19 protein-coding genes are annotated in these 21,915 nt (G+C 34.1%); 16 read left to right on the forward strand and 3 right to left on the reverse strand.

The window, feature by feature from the left end; translation table 11 throughout:
- Position 1 precedes the first annotated feature (1 nt).
- The 7 genes from IR010_RS08155 to IR010_RS08185 all read left to right on the forward strand — a co-directional run bounded on the left by IR010_RS08155 (position 2) and on the right by IR010_RS08185 (position 7,057).
- Positions 2–874, forward strand: coding sequence for a helix-turn-helix domain-containing protein (locus tag IR010_RS08155; protein ID WP_029271231.1), 873 nt, complete (start codon positions 2–4; stop codon positions 872–874).
- A 215-nt stretch (positions 875–1,089) separates the two neighbouring features.
- Positions 1,090–2,103 (forward strand): ferrochelatase, encoded by a 1,014-nt coding sequence (hemH, locus tag IR010_RS08160; protein WP_194602978.1) that lies wholly within the window; start codon positions 1,090–1,092, stop codon positions 2,101–2,103.
- A gap of 89 nt (positions 2,104–2,192) precedes the next feature.
- Positions 2,193–2,741, forward strand: coding sequence for a CopD family protein (locus IR010_RS08165; RefSeq protein ID WP_057115399.1), 549 nt, complete (start codon positions 2,193–2,195; stop codon positions 2,739–2,741).
- A 139-nt stretch (positions 2,742–2,880) separates the two neighbouring features.
- Positions 2,881–4,296: an ATP-binding protein gene (locus IR010_RS08170; protein ID WP_035666932.1), complete on the forward strand. Its 1,416-nt coding sequence runs from the start codon at positions 2,881–2,883 to the stop codon at positions 4,294–4,296.
- A gap of 10 nt (positions 4,297–4,306) precedes the next feature.
- Positions 4,307–5,089: an enoyl-CoA hydratase/isomerase family protein gene (locus IR010_RS08175; RefSeq protein WP_029271225.1), complete on the forward strand. Its 783-nt coding sequence runs from the start codon at positions 4,307–4,309 to the stop codon at positions 5,087–5,089.
- Between the two features lie 118 nt (positions 5,090–5,207).
- Complete coding sequence (locus IR010_RS08180; protein WP_029271224.1) at positions 5,208–5,609, forward strand: hypothetical protein; 402 nt, start codon at positions 5,208–5,210, stop codon at positions 5,607–5,609.
- 206 nt (positions 5,610–5,815) lie between these two features.
- Positions 5,816–7,057, forward strand: coding sequence for a hypothetical protein (locus IR010_RS08185; protein WP_194602979.1), 1,242 nt, complete (start codon positions 5,816–5,818; stop codon positions 7,055–7,057).
- A 66-nt stretch (positions 7,058–7,123) separates the two neighbouring features.
- Here IR010_RS08185 and IR010_RS08190 read toward each other — a convergent pair whose 3' ends face one another.
- The 3 genes from IR010_RS08190 to IR010_RS08200 form a co-directional block, all read right to left on the reverse strand.
- Entirely contained in the window at positions 7,124–7,777 is a 654-nt protein-coding gene (locus IR010_RS08190; protein WP_194602980.1) for a metal-dependent transcriptional regulator, read from the reverse strand.
- Positions 7,778–7,866: 89 nt separating this feature from the next.
- The gene (locus IR010_RS08195) at positions 7,867–9,738 is read right to left on the reverse strand and encodes an Nramp family divalent metal transporter (RefSeq protein WP_194602981.1); all 1,872 of its coding nucleotides are present in this window, start codon (positions 9,736–9,738) and stop codon (positions 7,867–7,869) included.
- Between the two features lie 75 nt (positions 9,739–9,813).
- On the reverse strand, positions 9,814–10,203 hold the full coding sequence (locus tag IR010_RS08200) for a Fur family transcriptional regulator (protein ID WP_194602982.1): 390 nt from the start codon (positions 10,201–10,203) through the stop codon (positions 9,814–9,816).
- Positions 10,204–10,772: 569 nt separating this feature from the next.
- Between IR010_RS08200 and IR010_RS08205 the strand changes: the two genes are divergently transcribed.
- The 9 genes from IR010_RS08205 (at position 10,773) to IR010_RS08245 (ending at position 21,844) form a co-directional block, all read left to right on the forward strand.
- Positions 10,773–13,034, forward strand: a complete 2,262-nt coding sequence (locus tag IR010_RS08205; RefSeq protein ID WP_194602983.1) for a TonB-dependent receptor — start codon at positions 10,773–10,775, stop codon at positions 13,032–13,034.
- A 19-nt stretch (positions 13,035–13,053) separates the two neighbouring features.
- Entirely contained in the window at positions 13,054–13,518 is a 465-nt protein-coding gene (locus IR010_RS08210) for a thioredoxin family protein (RefSeq protein ID WP_194602985.1), read from the forward strand.
- Positions 13,519–13,536: 18 nt separating this feature from the next.
- A complete protein-coding gene (locus tag IR010_RS08215; protein ID WP_194602987.1) occupies positions 13,537–14,712 on the forward strand; it encodes a lycopene cyclase family protein in 1,176 nt (391 codons plus the stop codon).
- Between the two features lie 225 nt (positions 14,713–14,937).
- On the forward strand, positions 14,938–15,354 hold the full coding sequence (locus tag IR010_RS08220) for an ArsR/SmtB family transcription factor (protein ID WP_194567483.1): 417 nt from the start codon (positions 14,938–14,940) through the stop codon (positions 15,352–15,354).
- A gap of 148 nt (positions 15,355–15,502) precedes the next feature.
- Positions 15,503–15,913, forward strand: coding sequence for a BrxA/BrxB family bacilliredoxin (locus tag IR010_RS08225; protein ID WP_029271207.1), 411 nt, complete (start codon positions 15,503–15,505; stop codon positions 15,911–15,913).
- 280 nt (positions 15,914–16,193) lie between these two features.
- Positions 16,194–17,552: a rhodanese-related sulfurtransferase gene (locus IR010_RS08230; RefSeq protein WP_194602989.1), complete on the forward strand. Its 1,359-nt coding sequence runs from the start codon at positions 16,194–16,196 to the stop codon at positions 17,550–17,552.
- 172 nt (positions 17,553–17,724) lie between these two features.
- On the forward strand, positions 17,725–19,065 hold the full coding sequence (locus IR010_RS08235) for a stage 0 sporulation family protein (RefSeq protein WP_029271203.1): 1,341 nt from the start codon (positions 17,725–17,727) through the stop codon (positions 19,063–19,065).
- Positions 19,049–19,528: a gliding motility lipoprotein GldH gene (locus IR010_RS08240; protein WP_194567481.1), complete on the forward strand. Its 480-nt coding sequence runs from the start codon at positions 19,049–19,051 to the stop codon at positions 19,526–19,528. Before IR010_RS08235 ends, IR010_RS08240 begins: the two co-directional genes overlap by 17 nt.
- 9 nt (positions 19,529–19,537) lie before the next feature.
- Entirely contained in the window at positions 19,538–21,844 is a 2,307-nt protein-coding gene (locus IR010_RS08245; protein WP_194567479.1) for a penicillin-binding protein 1A, read from the forward strand.
- Positions 21,845–21,915: the final 71 nt, after the last annotated feature.

Raw genomic sequence — 21,915 nt, forward strand, 5'->3', positions numbered from 1 at the left:
TATGAGTTCTCAAGAAATTATAAAAATTGAAGACGACTTTACGCTAATCCGTTTTCAAAACGACAGTTCAGAATCTTTTTATGCGCAACATGAAGTAGGTAGTGGCCTGATACAGTTTCACTTCGGAATAAAAGGCAATGCAAAATTTCTGTTTAATCAGGGTACTTATGCCTTAGATTTGAAGGAAGAAAAATCACTGCTTTTGTACAATCCGCAAAAAGAATTACCGCTCAATTTAGAGTTGGCTCCAAATTCATGGGTGATTTCTGTAATTGTTTCCATTAAAAAATTTCACGCGTTATTTTCTGCAGAAGCCGATTATATTACGTTTTTAAGTCCTGATAATAAGGATAAAAAGTATTATAACGAAGGAAATATTAGTCCGTCAATGGCGATTGTTTTGAGTCAGTTGTTTCATTACAATCTTCATCCATCCATAAAAAATCTTTATTATAAAGGAAAAGGGTACGAATTGTTGAGTTTATATTTTAACAGAACCGAAGATCCAAATGCAGAACAATGTCCGTTTTTGATTGATGAAGATAACGTTTTAAAGATCCGAAAAGCAAAAGAAATTATCATCGCTAATATGGCTGAACCGCCAGGATTACAAGAACTGGCAGATGAAATTGGTTTGAATTTGAAGAAACTCAAAATGGGTTTCAAACAAATTTACGGCGACACGGTTTATGGTTTTCTTTTCGACTACAAAATGGATTTCGCCCGAAAACTTCTAGACAGCGGATCTTATAATGTAAACGAAGTTGGATTGAAAATTGGCTACAGCACCGGAAGTCACTTTATCGCGGCATTCAAAAAGAAATTTGCTACAACTCCGAAAAAGTATTTGATGTCAATTAATACGAATGTTTAAACACAAATTTCACAAATTAACACCAATTAAAAATCTGCAAAATCTGCGGGAGAATTTTAAAAGAGATGTTTGCAAATCAATTTTCGATATTCAGCAATAAATAAAAAGTAATAATTATCATATTTCTAAAAAGCAGTAAATTCTACTTTTGACGAAAATTAAAATAAACAAAATGCTTAAAGCCTAAAGCTTAAAGCCTAAAGCAAAAAACAATAATGAAAGGCGTATTATTAGTAAACTTAGGATCTCCAGAAAGTCCAACACCAAAAGATGTAAAACCCTATTTAGACGAATTTTTAATGGATAAATACGTGATCGACGTTCCGTATTTATTAAGAGCGTTATTGGTTCGTGGAATCATTTTAAGAAAGAGACCAGAAGAATCAGCACACGCTTACGCGAAAATTTGGTGGGATGAAGGTTCTCCATTAGTAGTTCTTTCTGAAAGAATGCAGAAAAAAGTACAGCCTTTGGTAAATGTTCCGGTTGCGTTAGCAATGCGTTACGGAAGCATGACAATCGAAAAAGGACTTCAGGAATTGCACGATAAAGGTGTAGATGAAGTAATGCTTTTTCCTTTATATCCACAATATGCCATGGCTTCGACTTTGACGATTTTAGTAAAAGCAGAAGAAATCCGTAAAAAGAAATTTCCAAACATGAAATTTACAGATGTTCCGGCATTTTACAACAAACCAGATTACATCAAGAATTTAGCAGATTCGATTCAGAAACATTTAGTTGGATTTGATTACGATCATTTATTGTTCTCATATCACGGAATTCCAGAGCGTCATATTCGCAAAACAGATGTAACCAAATCACATTGCAAAATTGACGGTTCTTGCTGTAACACGCCTTCTGCGGCGCATGATTTTTGCTACCGCCACCAATGTTATGAAACTACAAAACAAGTTATTAAGTTATTAGGACTTCCAGAAGATAAATACAGTCTGACTTTTCAATCGCGTTTAGCGGGAGACAAATGGTTAGAGCCTTATACGGATGTTGAAATTGAAAATATGCCGGCTAAAGGAATCAAGAAATTGGCGGTTGTAACGCCAGCTTTCGTTTCTGACTGTTTAGAAACTTTAGAGGAAATCGCGATGCGCGCCAAAGAAGATTTCGAAAAAAATGGAGGAGAAGAGTTTTTAGCCATTCCATGTTTGAATGACGATGATGAATGGTGCCAGACAGTTTCTAATTGGATTAATGATTGGGCTAAATAAATTTTTGTTTCAGGTTTAAAGTTTCAAGTTATGTTCCACTGTGAGAAATAACCTGAAACCTGAAACCTGAAACCTGAAACTAAATATTAATGGAATATTATAACTACTTAAAATCACTGCATCTTATCTTTGTAATAACCTGGTTTGCTGGTTTGTTTTATATTGTGCGTTTGTTTGTGTATCAAATAGAAGCCAACGAAAAACCTTCCCCGGAAAAAGAGATTTTACAGGCGCAATACAAAATAATGGCCTACCGTTTGTGGTACATCATTACATGGCCGTCGGCGGTTTTGGCGAGTATTTTTGCTTTTTGGATGCTGTTTTTTACAGATGCAGGTCATGTATGGATGAAAATGCCATGGATGCACGTAAAATTATGCTTCGTTTTCCTTTTATATTTATATCACGGAAAATGCCATCAAATTTTTAAACAATTACAAAACGATGAGGTAAAATATACCAATAATTTTATGCGTTTGTGGAATGAAGGCGCAACGATTATTTTGTTTGCAGTTGTCTTTTTAGTAGTTTTAAAAAGTGCTATCAACTGGATTTTCGGTGTAATCGGAATTATTTTATTCTCGGTTTTAATAATGCTGGGATTTCGTTTTTATAAAAGAATTAGAGAAAAGAAATAGTTTTTAGTTTCAGGTTTCAAGTTTCAAGTTGCCAAAACGCAACCTAAACTGAACTTGAAACCTGAAACAAATAAAACAAAAACAGATGCAGAACTTCAAAATGTCAATGCTTTCACTTCGTACCAGGATTTTCCTGTCGATGATTGTATTGATTGTTGTAGCATCATTTTTATTAGCTTCGATTTCGATTATTCAGTTTAAAACGGAGGCCAAAGAATATCATCAGGAACGTTTAGAACGAAAAGAAAACGCGGTAAAAGAGCACATCAATTATGTGCTTTCAACTACAACTTATCCTTTAAAAACAGCAAATCTTGACCTGATTTTTAAAGACAAAATCCACGAGCTGGCACAAATTCATAAAATCGAAATCAATATTTACGGTCTTGACGGTAAATTATTAAAATCTTCAAAAGAATCTTTTGCAGTTGATAAGGTTGCACCGCCAATTCCGGAATACATTTTGAAATTGGTTCGGTCTTCAATCGAAAAGCGCTTCGTAGATATTAAAACGATCGATGGCGTTAAAAACAGATCGTCTTACAGTTTAATAAAAGATGAAAAATTCAAACCTCTTGGTGTTTTAAATCTCCCATATTTAGAAGACGACGGCTATTATGACAACGAGTTGAATACTTTTTTGATTCGGTTAAGCCAAGTTTACTCATTTATGCTGGTTGTGGCTTTTGCTTTGGCTTATTTTCTGTCAACTTATATTACGAAATCGCTAAAAACCATTTCAGACCGATTAGAAGAAACCAATTTAGATCAGAAGAACGAGAAAATTGTTTTAGAAGCCAACAGTAAAGAAGTCAACTTCCTGATAAAAGCGTATAACGGAATGGTGGACAAGCTCGAAACCAGCGCCATAAAACTGGCTCAAAGTGAGCGTGAAGAAGCTTGGCGCGAAATGGCAAAACAAGTAGCACACGAAATTAAAAATCCGCTTACGCCGATGCGATTGACGGTGCAGAGTTTTCAGCGAAAGTTTGACCCGACAGCGCCGGATGTTAAACAGAAATTAAATGATTATTCTGAAACTTTAATTCAGCAAATTGATACAATGACAGCCGTGGCTTCGGCATTTTCGAATTTTGCTTCGATGCCGGCACAGCAAAATGAAACGCTGAATGTTGTTGAGGTTGTAGAATTGGCGTTGGATATTTTCAACGAAGATTATATTGTTTTTGAAAAAGACGAAGAAGAAATCATTTCGAAAATGGACCGTACGCAGTTAATCCGAGTCATTACCAACTTGGTTAAAAATGCAACTCAGGCCATTCCGGAAAGCCAGTTTCAAAAATCAATTGTCGTTACGGTAAAGAGACGAAACAATAATGTTGAGATTGCTGTAAAAGACAACGGAATCGGGATTCAGAAACTAGATATCGGACGAATCTTCGAGCCAAAATTTACCACAAAAACAAGTGGAATGGGACTTGGCCTCGGAATTATAAAAAACATCATCGAAAATTACAAAGGAACAATTACCTTTGAATCAACTTACGGAAAAGGAACCACTTTTAGAGTTTCTTTGCCTATCACAAACTCATAAAACCAGCGTCATGAACTACGAAAATCTTTTAATCTCGATTGAAGAAAAAATTGCAACCGTAACCATAAACCGACCTACAAAACTGAATGCGTTAAACAAAGCAACCATCAGTGATCTTAATAAAGCAATTAAATTATTAGGTAAAAATGATGATGTACGCGTTATTATCCTGACCGGAAGCGGTGAGAAAGCTTTTGTGGCTGGAGCCGATATTTCGGAATTTGCAAATTATACTATTGTCGAAGGCGCACAATTAGCAGCCGAAGGTCAAGAAACAGTATTTGATTATATCGAAAATTTAAAGAAACCCGTTATTGCGGCCGTTAACGGTTTTGCACTTGGCGGTGGATTAGAATTGGCAATGGCGTGTCATTTTAGAGTAGCTTCGGATAATGCTAAAATGGGTTTGCCAGAAGTAACTTTAGGATTGATTCCGGGTTATGGAGGAACACAGCGTCTGCCGCAATTAGTGGGTAAAGGCCGTGCAATGGAAATGATCATGACCGCAGCAATGATTTCTGCAGAAGAAGCAAAAGAATATGGTTTAGTAAATCATGTTGTGCCACAAACAGAACTTATGTCATTCACGAATGTAATTGCTCAAAAAATAATCAAAAATGCGCCATTTGCAATCGGTAAAGCTATAAAAGCGATCAATGCCAACTTTGAAGACGGTAAAAACGGATTTGATACTGAGATAAAATCGTTCGGAAAATGTTTCGGAACTCAGGATTTTAAAGAAGGGACAACAGCATTTTTAGAAAAACGTAAAGCTGAATTTACAGGGAAATAATTTTCTTAACCGCAAAGTTCGCAAGGGATTGCGCAAAGCACACAAGGAAAGTTGAGAAATTTTGTGAACCTTGCGTAAATCTTTGCGAACTTTGCGGTTAAATTATAATACAAACATCATGTCCTACGAACCAATATTTGCCCTTTTTTGTGAACGAGTTAAAGAAAGTATTCAAGCTGGAACTTTCGCAAAATTGACTTTGGCCAAAACCATTGGCGATACTGAAATTAAAAACATTTATTTTCGTTTGGTTTTGAATGAAGATAATACCTTTTCGATTTCATTAACTTCACGTTATAAAACCGAAGAAATAGAAAGCATTCACACTCTTGATGAAGCTTTGATGGTTTTAGGAACTTATATCAAAAATCCTTTTTTAACAGCACTTTTGTTTACAACAGATAATGATGTAACTTTTAAAGTAAACAAGAAAAATGCAGGAAGTATTATCGAACAAGAACCAACGTTTAAAAATGCTTCTCCAGTAATGCTGGAAATGATAGAGAAAGGATTGCTGTAAAATTGTTAAAATTTATCATTTTTATTTTTTGTGAAGCACTTTAATTTTGTGATTATGTTTTAAAAACTCAATATAGTCAATAAATTTAAGCTTAATAAAATTTTGTTCTTTTGTCTTATCTTGTTGCTTTTAAGTTCTTTTCTGGTATGTTTCTTTTAAAGAGCTATAGTACTTTTACACTTTATAGTAAAAAAAATTAGCTTAAAATGAAAGTGTATAGAATATCTAAGACATGGAGGATAATTATTTATAGTATTTGCTCATTCACTTCTTTGTTTTATGGAATATTTGGAATAATATTACTTCTTCCCGCAGAATTAGCGCCCTTTCAAAACAATGAGGAACCATTAGTGAATAATTTGTTGGCAGTACTATTTCTTTTTGTAGTACCGTGTATGGTATTTTTAATTTTTAAAACATATAAAACAAGAATTGTAATTACACAAGATAGTTTTCAGCTCATAGGCGTGTTTAAAAAAAAAGAACTAAAGTTTAAGGATATAAAAGGTTTTGAGGTAAGCACCAATCCAAAACTTAATTTACAGAAATTTTTAGGCGTCGAATCCAAAACCAAAGGGGAAAAAGCGATTGTTGTTAGTAATTTATTTGAAAAATTTGACGAAATAAGATCTCAGTTAAGTTTTAAAGTCGCAGATCTAAATGCTGAAAAGATAAAAGTAATTGAAGAGAAGATCACGCAAGAAAAAAATGAAATTTTAAAAAATACTAATTTTGGATTTACAATTGAAGAACGGGAAGATAAATTAAAAAAAGCACAATTATTTGCCAAACTATTAAATGGTGTAACAGCTGTTGTTATTGCCTGGTTGTTTTTTTATCCAAGGCCTTATAAATATTTAGTAATTACTTGTGTTTGTCTGCCTTTAATTGGTCTTTTAACAGTAAAACTTTCGAAAGGTTTAATTAAAGTTGATGCTGAAAAAGAGAGTGTATATCCAACAGCAGTATTTCCTCTAATGTTTCCCGGCATGATACTTTTTTTAAGAGGAATTATAGATTTTTCAATAGATGACTATTCTAATGTATGGCTGCCTGCAATATTGATCTCAGTGATTTTTGTTGGTGTAATAATAGCATTAAGCAAAAAAAAGACTGTAAAAAAAGCTAAAGACTATTTTGAAATAGTAAGTTATGTCATTTTTGGATTTATTTATGGATATAGTACCGTTGTGGCGACAAATTGCGTATTTGATAATTCAAAACCAGAAATCTTTGCTTCAGAGGTTTTGAGTAAATCTATAAGTGGAGGCAGTAAAGGCAAATTTTATAATTTAAATTTATCTTCATGGGGAAAAAACAAAGAAGCGAAAAAAATTACCGTTGAAAGTGATTTATATAATAATGTTCAAGTTGGTGATGAAGTTTCAGTTTATCGATTTAAAGGAAGATTCGATATTCCTTGGGTTGTTGTTGATTATCCGAATTAAATTTGTAGATAAAACATCCGCTAAATGCAATGCACTTAGTGGATGTTTTTTTTAGGTTAATAATTTCTAAATCAGCTTCACAAACAAATTAGAAGCAATTTTATTAGAAATAGATAATTCTCTGCCATCAATTTTAATCTTAACAGATAAATCAAAAGACTCTTTGGATAGAAATTCAATTCTTGAACCCAAAGCGATTTCTTGTTTGTCTAGATATTTCAGAAACTCTGAAGAAGTATCTTTTACGCCCACGCAAACCCCAATTTGATTTTCTGTTAATTCAGAAAGTAAATATTTTTCGATTTTAATAATTCGGCCATTTGCATCCGGAATTGGATCGCCGTGAGGGTCTTCTGTAGGATTTCCCAAAAAGTCATCTAAACGGTTAATTAACTGTTCAGATTTGATATGTTCTAACTGCTCGGCAATATCGTGAACCTCATCCCAGCTGAAATTTAGTTTTTCTACTAAAAAAACTTCCCACAATCGATGCTTGCGAACAATCATTTTTGCGGCAAGTTTTCCATTTTCAGTCAATGAAACACCTTGATATTTTTTATAATTCACCAAATCTTTATCTGCCAGCTTTTTTAGCATATCCGTTACGGAAGAAGCTTTGGTCTCCATCATTTCAGCAATAGCGTTAGTGCTTACTTCAGTTTCCAAAGAAGCTGTAAGATGATATATTGATTTAAGATAGTTTTCTTCTGAAAAAGTCATTTTTTTATTTTTTGAGGCTCGAAGGTAGAAAGTGACAAAGGTTTAGAGTTATCAAAACTTTGTCCCTTTGTATCTCTGAACCTTTGTCCCTATTTTTTAACAATCAACAAAGGTATCGAAATTTTATGTCTCAATTTATCTACGGTTGTGCCAAAAAGAAGATCTTTTAATCCAGTATGGCCGTGGGTTCCCATTACGAGAATATCGAATTTCCCTGTGTTGATAATCTTTGGGATCACGGTGTTTGGTTTTCCAAACCCAAGTTCAGTTTCTATATTGAATCCCTTCTGCGAAAGCATTTCTTTATATTCTAATAATAATTTTTCGTCGATAGTTGTTTCATGATCATCTACATGACCTCCGTACATTAATGCGCCAACGGTTTCAACAATGTGAATTAAGGTGTATTGCGCTTCAATTCCGCCCAATTCGAAGGCATTATTTAATGCAGCTTCATCGGCTTTAGAAAAATCGACAGAAATCGCTATGTTTTTCTTGCTGTATGTTTCCTTTGGGGCATATTGTAATTTTAAATGATGAGGTGAATGATTTTCAATATGCGATTTTGCTCTTGCAATAAAGGGCTTGAATACGATATAAAGCAATAAACCTAAAAAGCCAAAAGCAATGGGAACCACGGTAACCCAAAGAAAGATAGGATGACTAGAGCTTACTAGCCAGGAAGTGATTTCGTCATAAACCAATTTGGCGTTAAGTGAAACAATGATCAAAGCGATAATCCAAGCAACGACTTGAGTGGTTTTTGAAATATGAAATCCCTTCATTTTGGTTTTATCACTTACAAAATGAATTAGCGGGATAATGGCAAATCCCAATTGCAGGCTCAAAATAACCTGACTTAAAATCAATAGCTTTCCTGTTACGCTTTCTCCGTAAATTAAAATTACAACCACGGCTGGAATAATCGCGATCAATCGTGTTATGATGCGACGAACCCAAGGTTGAATTCTTAAGTTCAAATAACCTTCCATAACGATCTGTCCTGCAAGAGTTCCCGTTACTGTCGAACTCTGTCCTGCAGCAATAAGGGCAACGGCAAAGAGAACTGGTGCCCATTTGGTTCCTAGTAATGGTTCTAAAAATTTGTGAGCATCTTGAATTTCAGCAACTTCAAACATTCCGTTTCTGTAAAACGTGGCTGCTGCTAAAATTAAAATGGCTGCATTTACAAAAAATGCTAGATTTAAGGCAATTGTTGAATCTATAAAATTGTATTTTAATGCTTGTTTAATGCCAGCTGGAGTTCTGTCGAATTTTCTAGTTTGTACTAAAGAAGAATGTAAATACAAATTGTGAGGCATTACCGTAGCACCAATAATTCCGATTGCGATGTATAATGCTGCAGAACTCGGTATAGACGGAACCAATCCGTAAATGACTTTATCAAGTTCTGGTTCTGCAAAAATCATTTCAAAAATAAAAGAAAAACCGATAATGGCTACCAATACAATAATAAAAGCTTCCATTTTGCGAATGCCTTTATTGATTAAGAAAAGCAAAAGAAAAGTATCTAAAACAGTAATTAAAACGCCTTCAATTAACGGAATATCAAAAAGAAGATTAATCCCAATTGCCATTCCCAAAACTTCGGCTAAATCACAAGCGGCGATAGCAATCTCTGCCAAAAAATATAAAACGTAATTGATGTATTTAGAATAGGTTTCTCTCGAAGCCTGCGCCAAATCGCGTTGTGTTACGATTCCAAGGCGCGCACTCAAGCTTTGAAGCAGTAAAGCCATTAAGTTGCTCATAAGCAAAACCCAAAGCAAAGAATATCCAAACTGACTTCCACCCGCGATATCTGTTGCCCAATTTCCGGGATCCATATAACCAACGCTGACTAAATAGGCTGGGCCTAAAAAGGCTAATATTTTTCTGAATCCTGTTTTTTTATGCTCTGTAGCAACCGATTGATGAACTTCTTCTAAAGAGTTGGTCATTGTAAAAAATGTTGTTTTAACAAATATAGCGATAAATTATATTCGCACAACAATATTTTTAGGCAAGTCTAAATCTTAAATGTTAGAATTTAAACAATTCGGGCATAATCCAGATAATGTAAAATTTATTTCCTTCACTTTATAATTATGTGGCATAATATAACTTGGCTTTACATTTTCGAGACAAGTAATTTCATGACAATTTTCACAGCTGAAATGCGCATGATTATGTATATGAACTCGATTCACATGATGGCATTTTGCGTACTTAACTGTTCCGTCAAGATTTGAAATTTTGTGAATTATATCATCATTTAATAAGCGATCAAGTATTCTGTAAATGGTGACACGGTCACAAACATCTTGCAATTGCTTTTGAATTTCGGTGTGTGAAAGTGCTGTTCTTGATTTCTCAAAAACCTCTAAAACGGCTGTCTTTGCTGTAGTGTTTCGTGATGTTTTCATTTTTTTAAATAAAAAATATTAAAGCAACAATGTTGCAATTGAAATTTAAATGTGTATTTGCAACAAAAGTGCATTAAGTAAATATACAAGAAATTAAACAACAACAACATCTTTTTACGATATTTTAGAATTTCGATCAAGGCTGTTTGTCTGGTGTATTTTATATTTTCCCTTATTGAAGATGATGCCTTTTAGTTAAGTAATAATCTATATTGATTTGCCTTTTGCACTTCTTTAGTCTTTTTGAAATTTTTAAAATTATTAAAAAATCGAGTCTTTTTTAATAGCTGCATTTTTATTATTAAATATTGGTTTTTTAAATCTTTTTTGAATAGACCCTAGCTTCAGCTAGGGGATGAAGATTGGATCGAAATGGCTTCAGCCAAATCTAAATCTGTCTGAAGCCATTAATTTTTCCCTATGTTCATCCAGATAAAGCTGAACGCTATTCACTCTTGTGTTTAATAAAGTCTAACATATTGAATTTAATGAGTTTGAAAATTTTTAGTTTTACAATCATTATTTGTCAAATTTAATTTTTAGTTTTGTCTAAATTTAATTTTATAATAATGAAAATCTCTTTTTTAATATTGATGTTGTTCTGTTTACAAAGTTCGTTTGCACAAGAAACAACTTCTGTTTCTGGTTTTGTTTCGGGTGAAGGCCAAAAAATAAACTTCGCTAACATTCATTTGTTGGGTACAAAACATAAAGCGGTTACTGATAGTTTGGGATATTTCAGATTAGAAAATGTCGCGGTTGGAAATTATACAATTCAAGTTTCTCAAATGGGGTTTCAAACCTTGAAAAGGAAAATTCAAATTATAAGAGATTCAATTCAAACTTTTGATTTAGAATTAACAGACAATCAAAATCAGCTTAATGAAGTGGTGGTTTCTGGAACTTTAAAAGCAGTAAAACGATTAGAAAGCGCTGTTCCGGTTGAGGTTTACTCGCCAGTTTTCTTCAAAAAGAATCCAACTGCCAGTATTTATGAGGCACTGCAAAATATAAATGGCGTTCGGCCTCAGCTGAATTGCGGGGTTTGCAATACGGGTGATATTCATATTAACGGTTTAGAAGGTCCGTACACTTTGGTTTTAATTGACGGAATGCCAATTGTCAGCAGTCTTTCTACAGTTTACGGTTTATCTGGAATTCCAAATTCTCTTGTTGAGCGAATTGAAATCGTAAAAGGTCCGGCTTCTTCTCTTTACGGAAGCGAGGCAGTTGGCGGTTTGATCAATATTATTACTAAAAATCCAACGAACGCACCTTTGTTTTCTGCAGACATTTTTACGACTTCGTATTTAGAAACCAATGTCGATTTGGGAATGAAATTTAATCCGAGTAAAAAGGCAACAACACTTTTGGGTCTGAATTATTTTAATTACAATCAAGTTATCGATAAAGACAAAGATAATTTTACGGATGTTACACTTTCTGAACGAATTTCAATTTTTAATAAATGGAATTTCAAACGAAATAATAATCGTCTCTTTACGATCGCAGCACGCGGTATGTATGAAGATCGTTGGGGCGGAGATGTGCGCTGGGAGAAAAAATTCCGCGGAGGCGATGAAATTTATGGTGAAAGTATTTATACCAAAAGAGGCGAATTAATTGGAAGTTATCAATTGCCTTTTGAAGAAAAATTAATGATTTCGTTTTCTGGAAATGTGCATTATCAAGACAGCCGTTACGGGACAACATCGTATATCGCGAATCAAAAAATTGGTTTTCTGCAACTGACTTGGGATAAAAAGCTTGGTCGAAATGATTTGCTAGCAGGAATTGCCAATCGATATTCGTATTACGACGACAATACAACCGCAACAAAAGAAGCTGAAAGTACTTGGTTGCCTGGGATTTTTGTTCAGGATGAGATAACGCTTTCGCCTAAAAGTCAGGTTTTGCTAGGAATGCGATACGATTATAACTCGATTCACGGCTCAATTTATACACCGCGAGTGGCATATCGATGGAAGAAAAATGAAAACACGATTTTCCGTTTGAATGCCGGAACCGGATTTCGAGTTGTAAATTTATTTACCGAAGATCACGCGGCGCTTACAGGTTCGCGAGATGTTGTAATCAAAAACGATTTGAAACCAGAACAATCTGTAAATGCGAATCTGAATTACATTCAAAAGATAAACTTTACAAATGGCACTTTTATCGGAATTGAAACAACGGCTTTTTATACTCGTTTCAGTAATAAAATCATCTCTGATTACGAAACGGATCCAAACAAAATCATTTACGACAATATCAACGGTTATGCTATAAGTCAAGGAATCAGTACAAATATTGACGTTAATTTCACAAACGGATTAAAAATGATTTTAGGTGCGACTTTCTTAGATAATAAAAATGTTGAAAACGGAATTTCAGAAAGACCTTTTCTAACAGAAAATTTTACCGCAACTTGGAGCATCTCTTATAAAATAGAAGCACTAAATTTAGTTTTGGATTATACTGGAAATGTTTACAGTCCGATGAAACTTCCTTTATTGAGCGATTTAGACCCGAGAAGTCCGAAATCGCCTTGGCACAGTATTCAGAATATTCAATTTACTTATCTCGGATGGAAGAATTTTGAGCTTTACGGCGGAATCAAGAATCTTTTGAATTTTACGCCTAAGCAAAATAATCCGTTTTTGATTTCGAGAACAAATGATCCCTTTGATAAAAATGTGCAATACGATTCGGCTGGAAAAGTCGTGGTAACGCCTGATAATCCCTATGGTTTGACTTTTGATACGACTTACGTTTATGGGCAAAATCAAACTATTCGTGGATTTTTTGGGTTGAGATACACTTTGAGATAATAACCCAACTAAAATTAAAATGAAAAAGCTAATTCTAATTTTCTTCTTCTTCTTATTAACTTCAACCGGATTTTCTCAGTTGAAAGGAATTTCTTTTGAAGAAATCGATAGTTTACAGCAAATTCAAAAACGAAAAATCATCATTTTTATTCATACCGATTGGTGTCAGTTTTGCCAAAGCATGAAAAATACAACTTTCAAAAGCCAAGAAATCATCGAAAAATTGAACTCTGATTTCTATTTTTTAGATTTGAATGCAGAAGAAAAACGTGATATTGCGTTTAATAATCAGGTTTTTAAATATCAGCCTTCTGGAAATAATGTTGGTGTTCATGAATTGGCTTTGCAGTTGGGAACATTGCACAATCAAATCGTGTATCCGGTTTTATGTGTTTTGAATGAAAAGAACGAAATCATTCTTCAGTACAGCAGTTATTTGAGTCCAAAGGATTTTAAACTGCTTTTAGAAAAATTGAAAGAATAAAATTCATTATTTTTGAGAATGAATTCTGCACAAATAAAACACTTCGATTACATTTTTACCGGAACAGGTTTAGCGTCTTTAATGACAGTTTATAAGATGTTGTTGTCTGGAAAATTTTCAGACAAAGCCATTTTGCTGTTAGATGAGAATTTAAAAAAAACAAACGACAGAACTTGGTGTTTTTGGGGAATAGAAGAATCAATATGGAATTCTGTAATCTCAAAAAAATGGGATTCGGCTTTGTTTGCCAACGAAAACTTTAAACGCGATTTGGCGTTGAAGCCTTATGAATACAATCAAATTCGCGGAGTAGAGTTTTACAATTTTGTTTTTGCAGAAATTTCAAAACATCAAAATATTACTTTTTTAAATGAAAAAGTAACAGATATCAATGAATTAGAAACCCATGTTTTTGTGGGAACAGAGTCGAATCGATATACTGGAGATTATTTGTTAAATAGTATTTACACGAAAGCTTTAGCCGAAAGGCAAACCAAATATCCTGTTTTGCAACAGCATTTTATCGGTTGGTTTGTAAAAACAACAAATGAAATCTTCAATCCAGAACAGGCAACTTTCATGGATTTTTCGATAGAACAGAGAAGCAACACAAGATTTATGTATGTTTTGCCAACTTCTAAAACTGAAGCATTGGTTGAATACACACTCTTTTCTGAAAATTTGCTCACAAAAGAAGAATACGAAAATGAAATTCAAATTTACCTTAAAAATTTAGGAGCAGCCCAGTATGAAATTATCGAAAAAGAGCAGGGAAGTATCCCGATGACATGCTATCCTTTTTGGAAAAAAAACACGAAAAGAGTTTTAAATATTGGCACTGCCGGAGGATGGACAAAGGCAAGTACGGGTTATACTTTTAAAAGCTCGGATAAAAAATCTTCTAAATTAGTTGAGTTTCTTCACTCTTCTTCTGAAAATTCTAAATTGCTCAGTATGTCTTCTTTTCATAAAAAAAGCCGATTTTGGTTTTATGATTTACTTCTTCTAGACATTCTTCATCGTCATAATGAATTGGGAAGTTCTATTTTTTCTTCATTATTCAAAAAAGGAAATCCTGCTTTGATTTTCAAATTTTTAGATGAAGAAACAAATTTGCTTGAAGATCTCCAAGTGATTTTAAAATGTCCGAAAATGCCATTTATTAAAGCATTGTTTCGAGCTTTATTCAATTAAATTATATTTTGATCGCTATTATTTAAATCTTGAACATCTGCCGAAGCCATATAGTCTGTGGGCAATGTTCATTTTGCGATCAGATGCTAATCAATTTTACTATTAAAATGTCTTATTCTTTTATTTTAATAATTTTTTGCGGCAGTTAGAAAGATGTTGCAATATTTAGATTTGCCTGCTATAATCGATCTTTTACGATAATAATTAATTGGCAAATTTATGGGAATGACAAAACGTTTAAATTTTGATACAGAAACTGAAGCAATAGGAAAAATTTGCAAAGCTCTCGGACATCCTACACGAATTGAGATTATGACGCTTTTATGGAAGAGAGACAATAGAACTTGTGGGGAAATTGTCGAATTAATTCCGTTGGCACAATCAACAATCTCTAAGCATTTATTAGAATTAAAAAAAGCAAATTTGGTCAATATTAAAAACGAAGGAAAAAAAACAATTTACTCTATTGATGTTGACAACATACAAATACTTAAAAAATATTTGACAAGTTATCTTTCAACCATTGAAATTTCAGAACAAAGCAAGTCAACTGTTTTAACAACCAAGCATAAAGCAGGAGGCAGAAATAGTCATTTGAAAAAATACAATTATCAATTTCCAGATAAAAAAATGGCAGTTTAAAGTTTTTCAAATTATTTTTAAAGATTGCTTTTCTGTTTGGTTCAAAATTTTATATCGAACTATAACAAAACTTTATACTTCAAATTAAGTTGTTGCGAGTAAACTTTGTAACTTTGCAGTTCAAAAGTAAAATTTAAAAATAAACAATATGTATCCAGAAGAAATGGTAAAACCAATGCAAGCTGAATTGACTGCTGCAGGTTTTCAAGATTTACATAGTGCTGACGCTGTAGATAATGCTATCAAAGCTGAAGGTACCACTTTAGTTGTTGTAAATTCAGTTTGCGGTTGTGCTGCTAGAAATGCACGTCCGGGAGCTAAAATGAGTTTAGAAGGCGCTAAAAAACCAGATCACTTAATTACAGTTTTCGCAGGTGTTGACAAAGAAGCTGTTGATGCCGCAAGACAACATATGTTTCCTTTTCCTCCATCATCGCCATCTATGGCTTTGTTCAAAAACGGAGAATTGGTTCACATGCTTGAGCGTCACCATATCGAAGGGCGCCCAGCTGAATTAATCGCTGAGAATTTGCAAGATGCGTTTAACGAGTATTGTTAATTAGGTTCAAAGAAGCAAAGGTACAGAGGTACAAAGATTAAGAGGGCTATTTCATTTTTTTGAAACAGCCCTCTTTTTATTTTTTATATTCTATGTTCCGGTGGAACATCTTCTGTAGAAAATTAAATTTAAAATCATACGATACTGCTTATATTATTTAATATTCCATGATTTTTATCATTTTTAAAATTGAATAGAAAAACTTATCTTTGCGCCCGAATTCAGTAAGATAAAAGAATTCAATACCCATTTATTTCTAAACTTAAAAACTGTTTATAGCATGCAACTGTATAACACTTTAAGCGCAGAAGAAAGAGCCATCATGATCGATGATGCCGGTAAACAACGACTAACGTTGTCTTTCTATGCGTATGCCAAAATTCAAGATCCCAAAAAATTTCGCGATGATTTATTTGTAGCCTGGAATAAGCTCGATGCTTTAGGCCGAATTTATGTTGCTAACGAAGGAATAAATGCTCAAATGAGTATTCCTGAAGAAAATTTGGAGGCTTTTAGAGCAACTCTTGAAGTTTATGATTTCATGAAAGGCATTCGTTTGAATGAAGCCGTAGAACATGATGACCATTCCTTTTTAAAATTAACAATTAAAGTACGTCACAAAATCGTTGCTGATGGTTTAAACGATGATACTTTTGATGTAACAGATATCGGTGTTCACTTAAAAGCCAAAGAGTTTAATGAAATATTAGATGATCCGAATACGATTGTGGTTGATTTTAGAAATCACTACGAAAGTGAAGTGGGGCACTTTAAAAATGCGATTACTCCAGACGTTGAAACGTTTAGAGAAAGTTTGCCAATTATCAATGAACAGCTTCAAAATCATAAAGAAGATAAAAACCTTGTAATGTACTGCACCGGCGGAATTCGCTGCGAAAAAGCAAGTGCTTATTTCAAACATCAAGGCTTTAAAAATGTTTTTCAATTAGAAGGCGGTATTATTAATTATGCGAAACAATTGAAAGAAGAAGGTTTAGAAAGTAAATTCATTGGTAAAAACTTCGTATTCGACAATCGCCTTGGCGAAAGAATTACCGAAGATATTATTTCGCAATGTCACCAATGTGGCAAACCTTGTGACAATCATACCAACTGCGAAAATGACGGATGCCATTTGTTGTTTATTCAATGTGATGAATGTAAGGCAGCTATGGAAAACTGCTGTTCTACTGAATGTCTGGAAATAGTACACATGCCTTTGGTTGATCAGGTAAGATTAAGAACCGGAAAACAAGTTGGAAACAAAGTGTTTAGAAAAGGAAAATCAGATAGTTTGAAATTCAAACATTCTGGAGAACTGCCAAACAGTGCTTTGGCTACAGCCGAAAAATCAGCAGATATCCGTCAAAAAATAAAAGTAAAAAAAGCATTGCTTGGAAAAGCGGAGCATTATTATGTAAAAGCAAAAGTGGGTCAATTTACTGTTGAAAATCAAGAGTTATCCATTGGCGATAAAATCTTAATCTCCGGACCAACAACAGGCGAGCAAGAATTGGTTTTAGATAGAATGATTGTAGACGGAGCAGAAACTGCAACAGCAAAAATTGGCGATAAAGTTACTTTTGAAGTGCCTTTTAGAATAAGATTGTCTGATAAAATTTATAAAATTTTGGGATAAATCCTTTTAAATAAAGTTAAAAAAGCAGATTTTGTGTCAAACAAAATCTGCTTTTTTTATTTAACAAGCCTTTAGTTTTAATCCATAAAAAGCAAACTAAAAAAAATACTATCTTTACCGATCAAACGTTTATGAACTTAAGTTGCTTTTATGCAACACTACATATATAATTATGGCATGTACAAGTTGTTCAACCTCAGATGGTGGTGCACCAAAAGGTTGTAAAAATAATGGGACTTGCGGCACCGATAGCTGCAATAAATTGACGGTTTTTGACTGGCTTGCGAACATGAGTCCGTCTAATGGAGAAGCAATTTTTGATTGTGTTGAGGTTCGTTTTAAAAACGGACGCAAGGAATTTTTTAGAAATTCAGAGAAATTAACTTTAAGTATTGGCGATATTGTAGCAACTGTTGCATCGCCAGGGCATGATATTGGAATCGTAACTTTGACAGGAGAATTGGTAAAAATTCAAATGAAGAAAAAAGGTGTAAATCACGAAAGCAATGAAGTGCCAAAAATTTACAGAAAAGCATCTCAAAAAGATATCGATATTTGGTCTGTAGCGCGTGATCGCGAAGAACCAATGAAAGTTCGAGCTCGAGAATTAGCGATTCAGCATAAATTAGAAATGAAAATTTCGGATATTGAATTTCAAGGAGACGGGTCAAAAGCTACGTTTTACTACACGGCAAATGACAGAGTCGATTTTAGGCTTTTAATTAAAGATTTTGCTAAAGAATTCAGTACAAGAGTCGAAATGAAACAAGTTGGTTTCCGTCAGGAAGCAGCTCGTTTAGGCGGCATTGGTTCGTGCGGAAGAGAACTTTGCTGTTCGACTTGGCTTACCGATTTTAGAAGTGTAAATACTTCGGCAGCTCGTTACCAACAGCTTTCGCTGAATCCACAAAAATTAGCAGGACAATGCGGAAAATTAAAGTGCTGCTTAAACTACGAGCTTGACACCTACATGGATGCATTGAAAGATTTTCCAGATTACGATACTAAATTAGTAACTGAAAAAGGTGATGCAATCTGCCAGAAACAAGATATTTTTAAAGGTTTAATGTGGTTTGCATACACAAATAATTTTGCAAACTGGCACGTTTTAAAAATTGATCAGGTAAAAGAAATTATTGCCGAAAATAAACAGAAAAACAAAGTGTCTTCACTTGAAGATTTTGCTATTGAAGTAGTTTCAGAACCTGAAAAAGACTTTAATAATGCAATGGGTCAAGAGAGCTTAACTCGTTTTGATCAGCCTAAAAGAAAGAAAAAACCAAACCGCAAACGCAAACCAAATGCAGAGGGCGCGGTTGTCGCAGCTCCGGCTCCAAATAAACCGCAACAAGGAAATAACAATAATAATAAACCAGCTGGAGGAAATCCGAATAAATCGAATAAACCGAACAACAAGCAAAATCAATCGAATAAACCAAATAATTCGAATGAAAACAAACCAGCTGAACCAAGAAAACCTATAATTATTACTAAAAATGAGAATAAAAAATAGCGGGATTCTTCTTTTGGTGGCAATACTTCTTTTTTCTTGTGATAAAAAAAGAGTATTTGATGAGTACAAATCTGTTGGAAGTGCTTGGCACAAAGACAGTGTTGTAACCTTTGATCTGCCAGTTTTAGATTCTACCAAAAAATACAATTTATTTGTAAATTTGAGAGACAATAACAATTATCCTTTCAATAATTTGTTTTTAATTGTTGCTATTGAAACGCCAAGCGGTTTCACGAAAGTGGATACTTTAGAATACCAAATGGCAAATCCTGACGGGACTTTATTAGGAAACGGTTTTACAGATATTAAAGAAAGTAAATTGTATTATAAAGAAGACGTTAAGTTTAAAGGAAAATACAAAGTACACATAAAACAAGCCGTTAGAGAAACAGGTAAAATTCCTGGTGTCGAGGCTTTAGAAGGTATTACAGACGTTGGTTTTAGAATAGAACAAAAAGATTAGAAAATAGTTATGGCTGCTAAAAAAAACAATCAAACAAATAGCGTTAAAGATATTAATTACTATAAAAAGAAGTTCTGGCGTGTTTTTGCGTACACACTGCTAGGTATTTTAGCTTTCTTTTTATTCGCCTCTTGGGGGTTATTCGGTTCAATGCCTTCTTTTGAAGATTTAGAAAATCCGGATTCTAACTTAGCTACCGAAATTATTTCTTCTGATGGAGTAGTTATTGGTAAATATTTTAAGACTAATAGATCGCAGCTTAAATATTCGGATTTGCCAAAAAGTTTGGTAGAAGCTTTGGTTGCCACCGAAGATGCCCGTTTTTACGAACATTCAGGAATTGACGGACGCGGAACTCTAAGAGCTGTTTTTACTTTAGGAACCAACGGTGGAGCAAGTACATTAACACAGCAATTAGCAAAACAATTATTTCACGGAGAAGGTTCTAAATTCCTTCCTTTCAGAATTGTACAAAAAATAAAAGAATGGATTATCGCCATTCGACTCGAAAGACAATATACGAAAAATGAAATTTTGGCAATGTATTGCAACGTTTATGATTTCGGAAATTATTCTGTTGGAGTAAGTTCTGCTGCTCAAACGTATTTCTCTAAAGATCCAAAAGATTTAACAATGGACGAATCGGCTATTTTAGTCGGGATGTTCAAAAATTCAGGTTTATACAATCCAGTTCGTAATCCGGAGGGAGTTAAAAACCGTAGAAATGTCGTGCTTTCTCAAATGGAAAAAGCAAAGATGATTTCTACTGCAGAGAAATTAAGATTACAGGCTTTGCCAATTGCTTTGAAATTTAAATTAGAAAGCCACCGCGAAGGAACTGCAACTTATTTTAGAGAATATCTTCGTGATTACATGAAAAAATGGGTAGCAGAAAACAAAAAACCAGACGGTTCTGATTATGATATATACAAAGATGGTCTGAAGATTTACACTACTATCGATTCTAGAATGCAGCAATATGCAGAAGAAGCAGTTTCAGAACACATGAAAAACTTACAGCAACAGTTTTTCATTGAAATGAAAACCAATAAAAATGCACCTTTCGTAAATATTACTCAAGCTGAGACAGAAAGAATTATGATGCAAGCCATGAAAAATTCTACGCGCTGGGCAATCATGAAAGATTTAGATAAAAGCGAAGATGAGATTATTGCTTCATTCAAAGTAAAAACACAAATGCGTGTATTTACTTGGAAAGGGGAACGCGATACCATTATGACGCCGTTAGATTCTATCCGTTATTACAAACACTTTTTGCAGTCAGGTTTAATGGCAATGGAGCCTCAAACCGGAAATATTAAAGCGTGGGTTGGAGGAATTAATTACAAATACTTTCAGTACGATCACGTAGGCCAGGGAGCAAGACAAGTAGGTTCTACCTTCAAGCCTTTTGTTTATGCAACTGCTATCGAACAACTAAATATGTCTCCTTGTGATTCAATTTTAGATGGACCTTTCATGATTCATAAAGGACGTCACCACGTTACGGAAGATTGGGAACCAAGAAACTCTGATAACAGATACCGCGGAATGGTAACATTAAAACAAGGTTTGGCAAACTCTATTAATACAGTTTCGGCTAAATTAATTGACAGAACTGGTCCAGAAGCTGTTGTAGAGTTAACGCAAAAGTTAGGAGTTAAAACTGAAATTCCGGTTCAGCCATCAATTGCTTTAGGAGCTGTTGATATTACAGTTGAAGATATGGTTGCTGCTTACAGCACTTTTGCAAATCAAGGAGTTTATGTAAAACCGCAATTTTTAAGCCGTATCGAGAATAAAAGCGGAGAGGTTATTTACGAACCAATTCCAGAATCGCACGACGTTTTAAATAAAGATATTGCTTTTGCTGTAATCAAATTATTAGAAGGAGTTACAGAAACTGGTTCTGGTGCACGTTTGCGTACGCAGGGCGGAGGAAGCGGTGATAACCGTTGGACAGGATATCCATACATGTTCAAAAATCCGATTGCGGGTAAAACAGGAACAACACAAAACCAGTCAGACGGTTGGTTTATGGGAATGGTTCCAAATTTAGTTACAGGAGTTTGGGTTGGTTGTGAAGACCGTTCAGCTCGTTTTAAAAGTTTAACCTACGGACAGGGAGCTACGGCAGCATTGCCAGTTTGGGCTTATTTTATGAAACTATGTTATGGAGATCCAGGACTTCAAGTTTCTAAATCAGAATTTGAGCGTCCGGCAAATCTTTCTATCAAGGTAGATTGTTACAGTCGACCAGCTGTTGTAAAAGATACTACTCAAACAGAACAAAATACAGACGAATTCGAATTATAAAGCGTAATTCAGGTTTAAATTAAAAATATCCCTTTATGCACTTCTCATTATGAAGTCATAAAGGGATCTTT

Source organism: Flavobacterium sp. MR2016-29, assembly GCF_015350695.1.
GTDB lineage: Bacteria > Bacteroidota > Bacteroidia > Flavobacteriales > Flavobacteriaceae > Flavobacterium.

Bases quoted from the DNA above. Each gene is read 5' to 3' on its own strand.
- IR010_RS08155 (WP_029271231.1), top strand. From the start codon at position 2: ATGAGTTCTCAAGAAATTATAAAAATTGAAGACGACTTTACGCTAATC.
- hemH (WP_194602978.1), top strand. From the start codon at position 1,090: ATGAAAGGCGTATTATTAGTAAACTTAGGATCTCCAGAAAGTCCAACA.
- IR010_RS08165 (WP_057115399.1), top strand. From the start codon at position 2,193: ATGGAATATTATAACTACTTAAAATCACTGCATCTTATCTTTGTAATA.
- IR010_RS08170 (WP_035666932.1), top strand. From the start codon at position 2,881: ATGATTGTATTGATTGTTGTAGCATCATTTTTATTAGCTTCGATTTCG.
- IR010_RS08175 (WP_029271225.1), top strand. From the start codon at position 4,307: ATGAACTACGAAAATCTTTTAATCTCGATTGAAGAAAAAATTGCAACC.
- IR010_RS08180 (WP_029271224.1), top strand. From the start codon at position 5,208: ATGTCCTACGAACCAATATTTGCCCTTTTTTGTGAACGAGTTAAAGAA.
- IR010_RS08185 (WP_194602979.1), top strand. From the start codon at position 5,816: ATGAAAGTGTATAGAATATCTAAGACATGGAGGATAATTATTTATAGT.
- IR010_RS08190 (WP_194602980.1), bottom strand. From the start codon at position 7,777: ATGACTTTTTCAGAAGAAAACTATCTTAAATCAATATATCATCTTACA.
- IR010_RS08195 (WP_194602981.1), bottom strand. From the start codon at position 9,738: ATGACCAACTCTTTAGAAGAAGTTCATCAATCGGTTGCTACAGAGCAT.
- IR010_RS08200 (WP_194602982.1), bottom strand. From the start codon at position 10,203: ATGAAAACATCACGAAACACTACAGCAAAGACAGCCGTTTTAGAGGTT.
- IR010_RS08205 (WP_194602983.1), top strand. From the start codon at position 10,773: ATGAAAATCTCTTTTTTAATATTGATGTTGTTCTGTTTACAAAGTTCG.
- IR010_RS08210 (WP_194602985.1), top strand. From the start codon at position 13,054: ATGAAAAAGCTAATTCTAATTTTCTTCTTCTTCTTATTAACTTCAACC.
- IR010_RS08215 (WP_194602987.1), top strand. From the start codon at position 13,537: ATGAATTCTGCACAAATAAAACACTTCGATTACATTTTTACCGGAACA.
- IR010_RS08220 (WP_194567483.1), top strand. From the start codon at position 14,938: ATGACAAAACGTTTAAATTTTGATACAGAAACTGAAGCAATAGGAAAA.
- IR010_RS08225 (WP_029271207.1), top strand. From the start codon at position 15,503: ATGTATCCAGAAGAAATGGTAAAACCAATGCAAGCTGAATTGACTGCT.
- IR010_RS08230 (WP_194602989.1), top strand. From the start codon at position 16,194: ATGCAACTGTATAACACTTTAAGCGCAGAAGAAAGAGCCATCATGATC.
- IR010_RS08235 (WP_029271203.1), top strand. From the start codon at position 17,725: ATGGCATGTACAAGTTGTTCAACCTCAGATGGTGGTGCACCAAAAGGT.
- IR010_RS08240 (WP_194567481.1), top strand. From the start codon at position 19,049: ATGAGAATAAAAAATAGCGGGATTCTTCTTTTGGTGGCAATACTTCTT.
- IR010_RS08245 (WP_194567479.1), top strand. From the start codon at position 19,538: ATGGCTGCTAAAAAAAACAATCAAACAAATAGCGTTAAAGATATTAAT.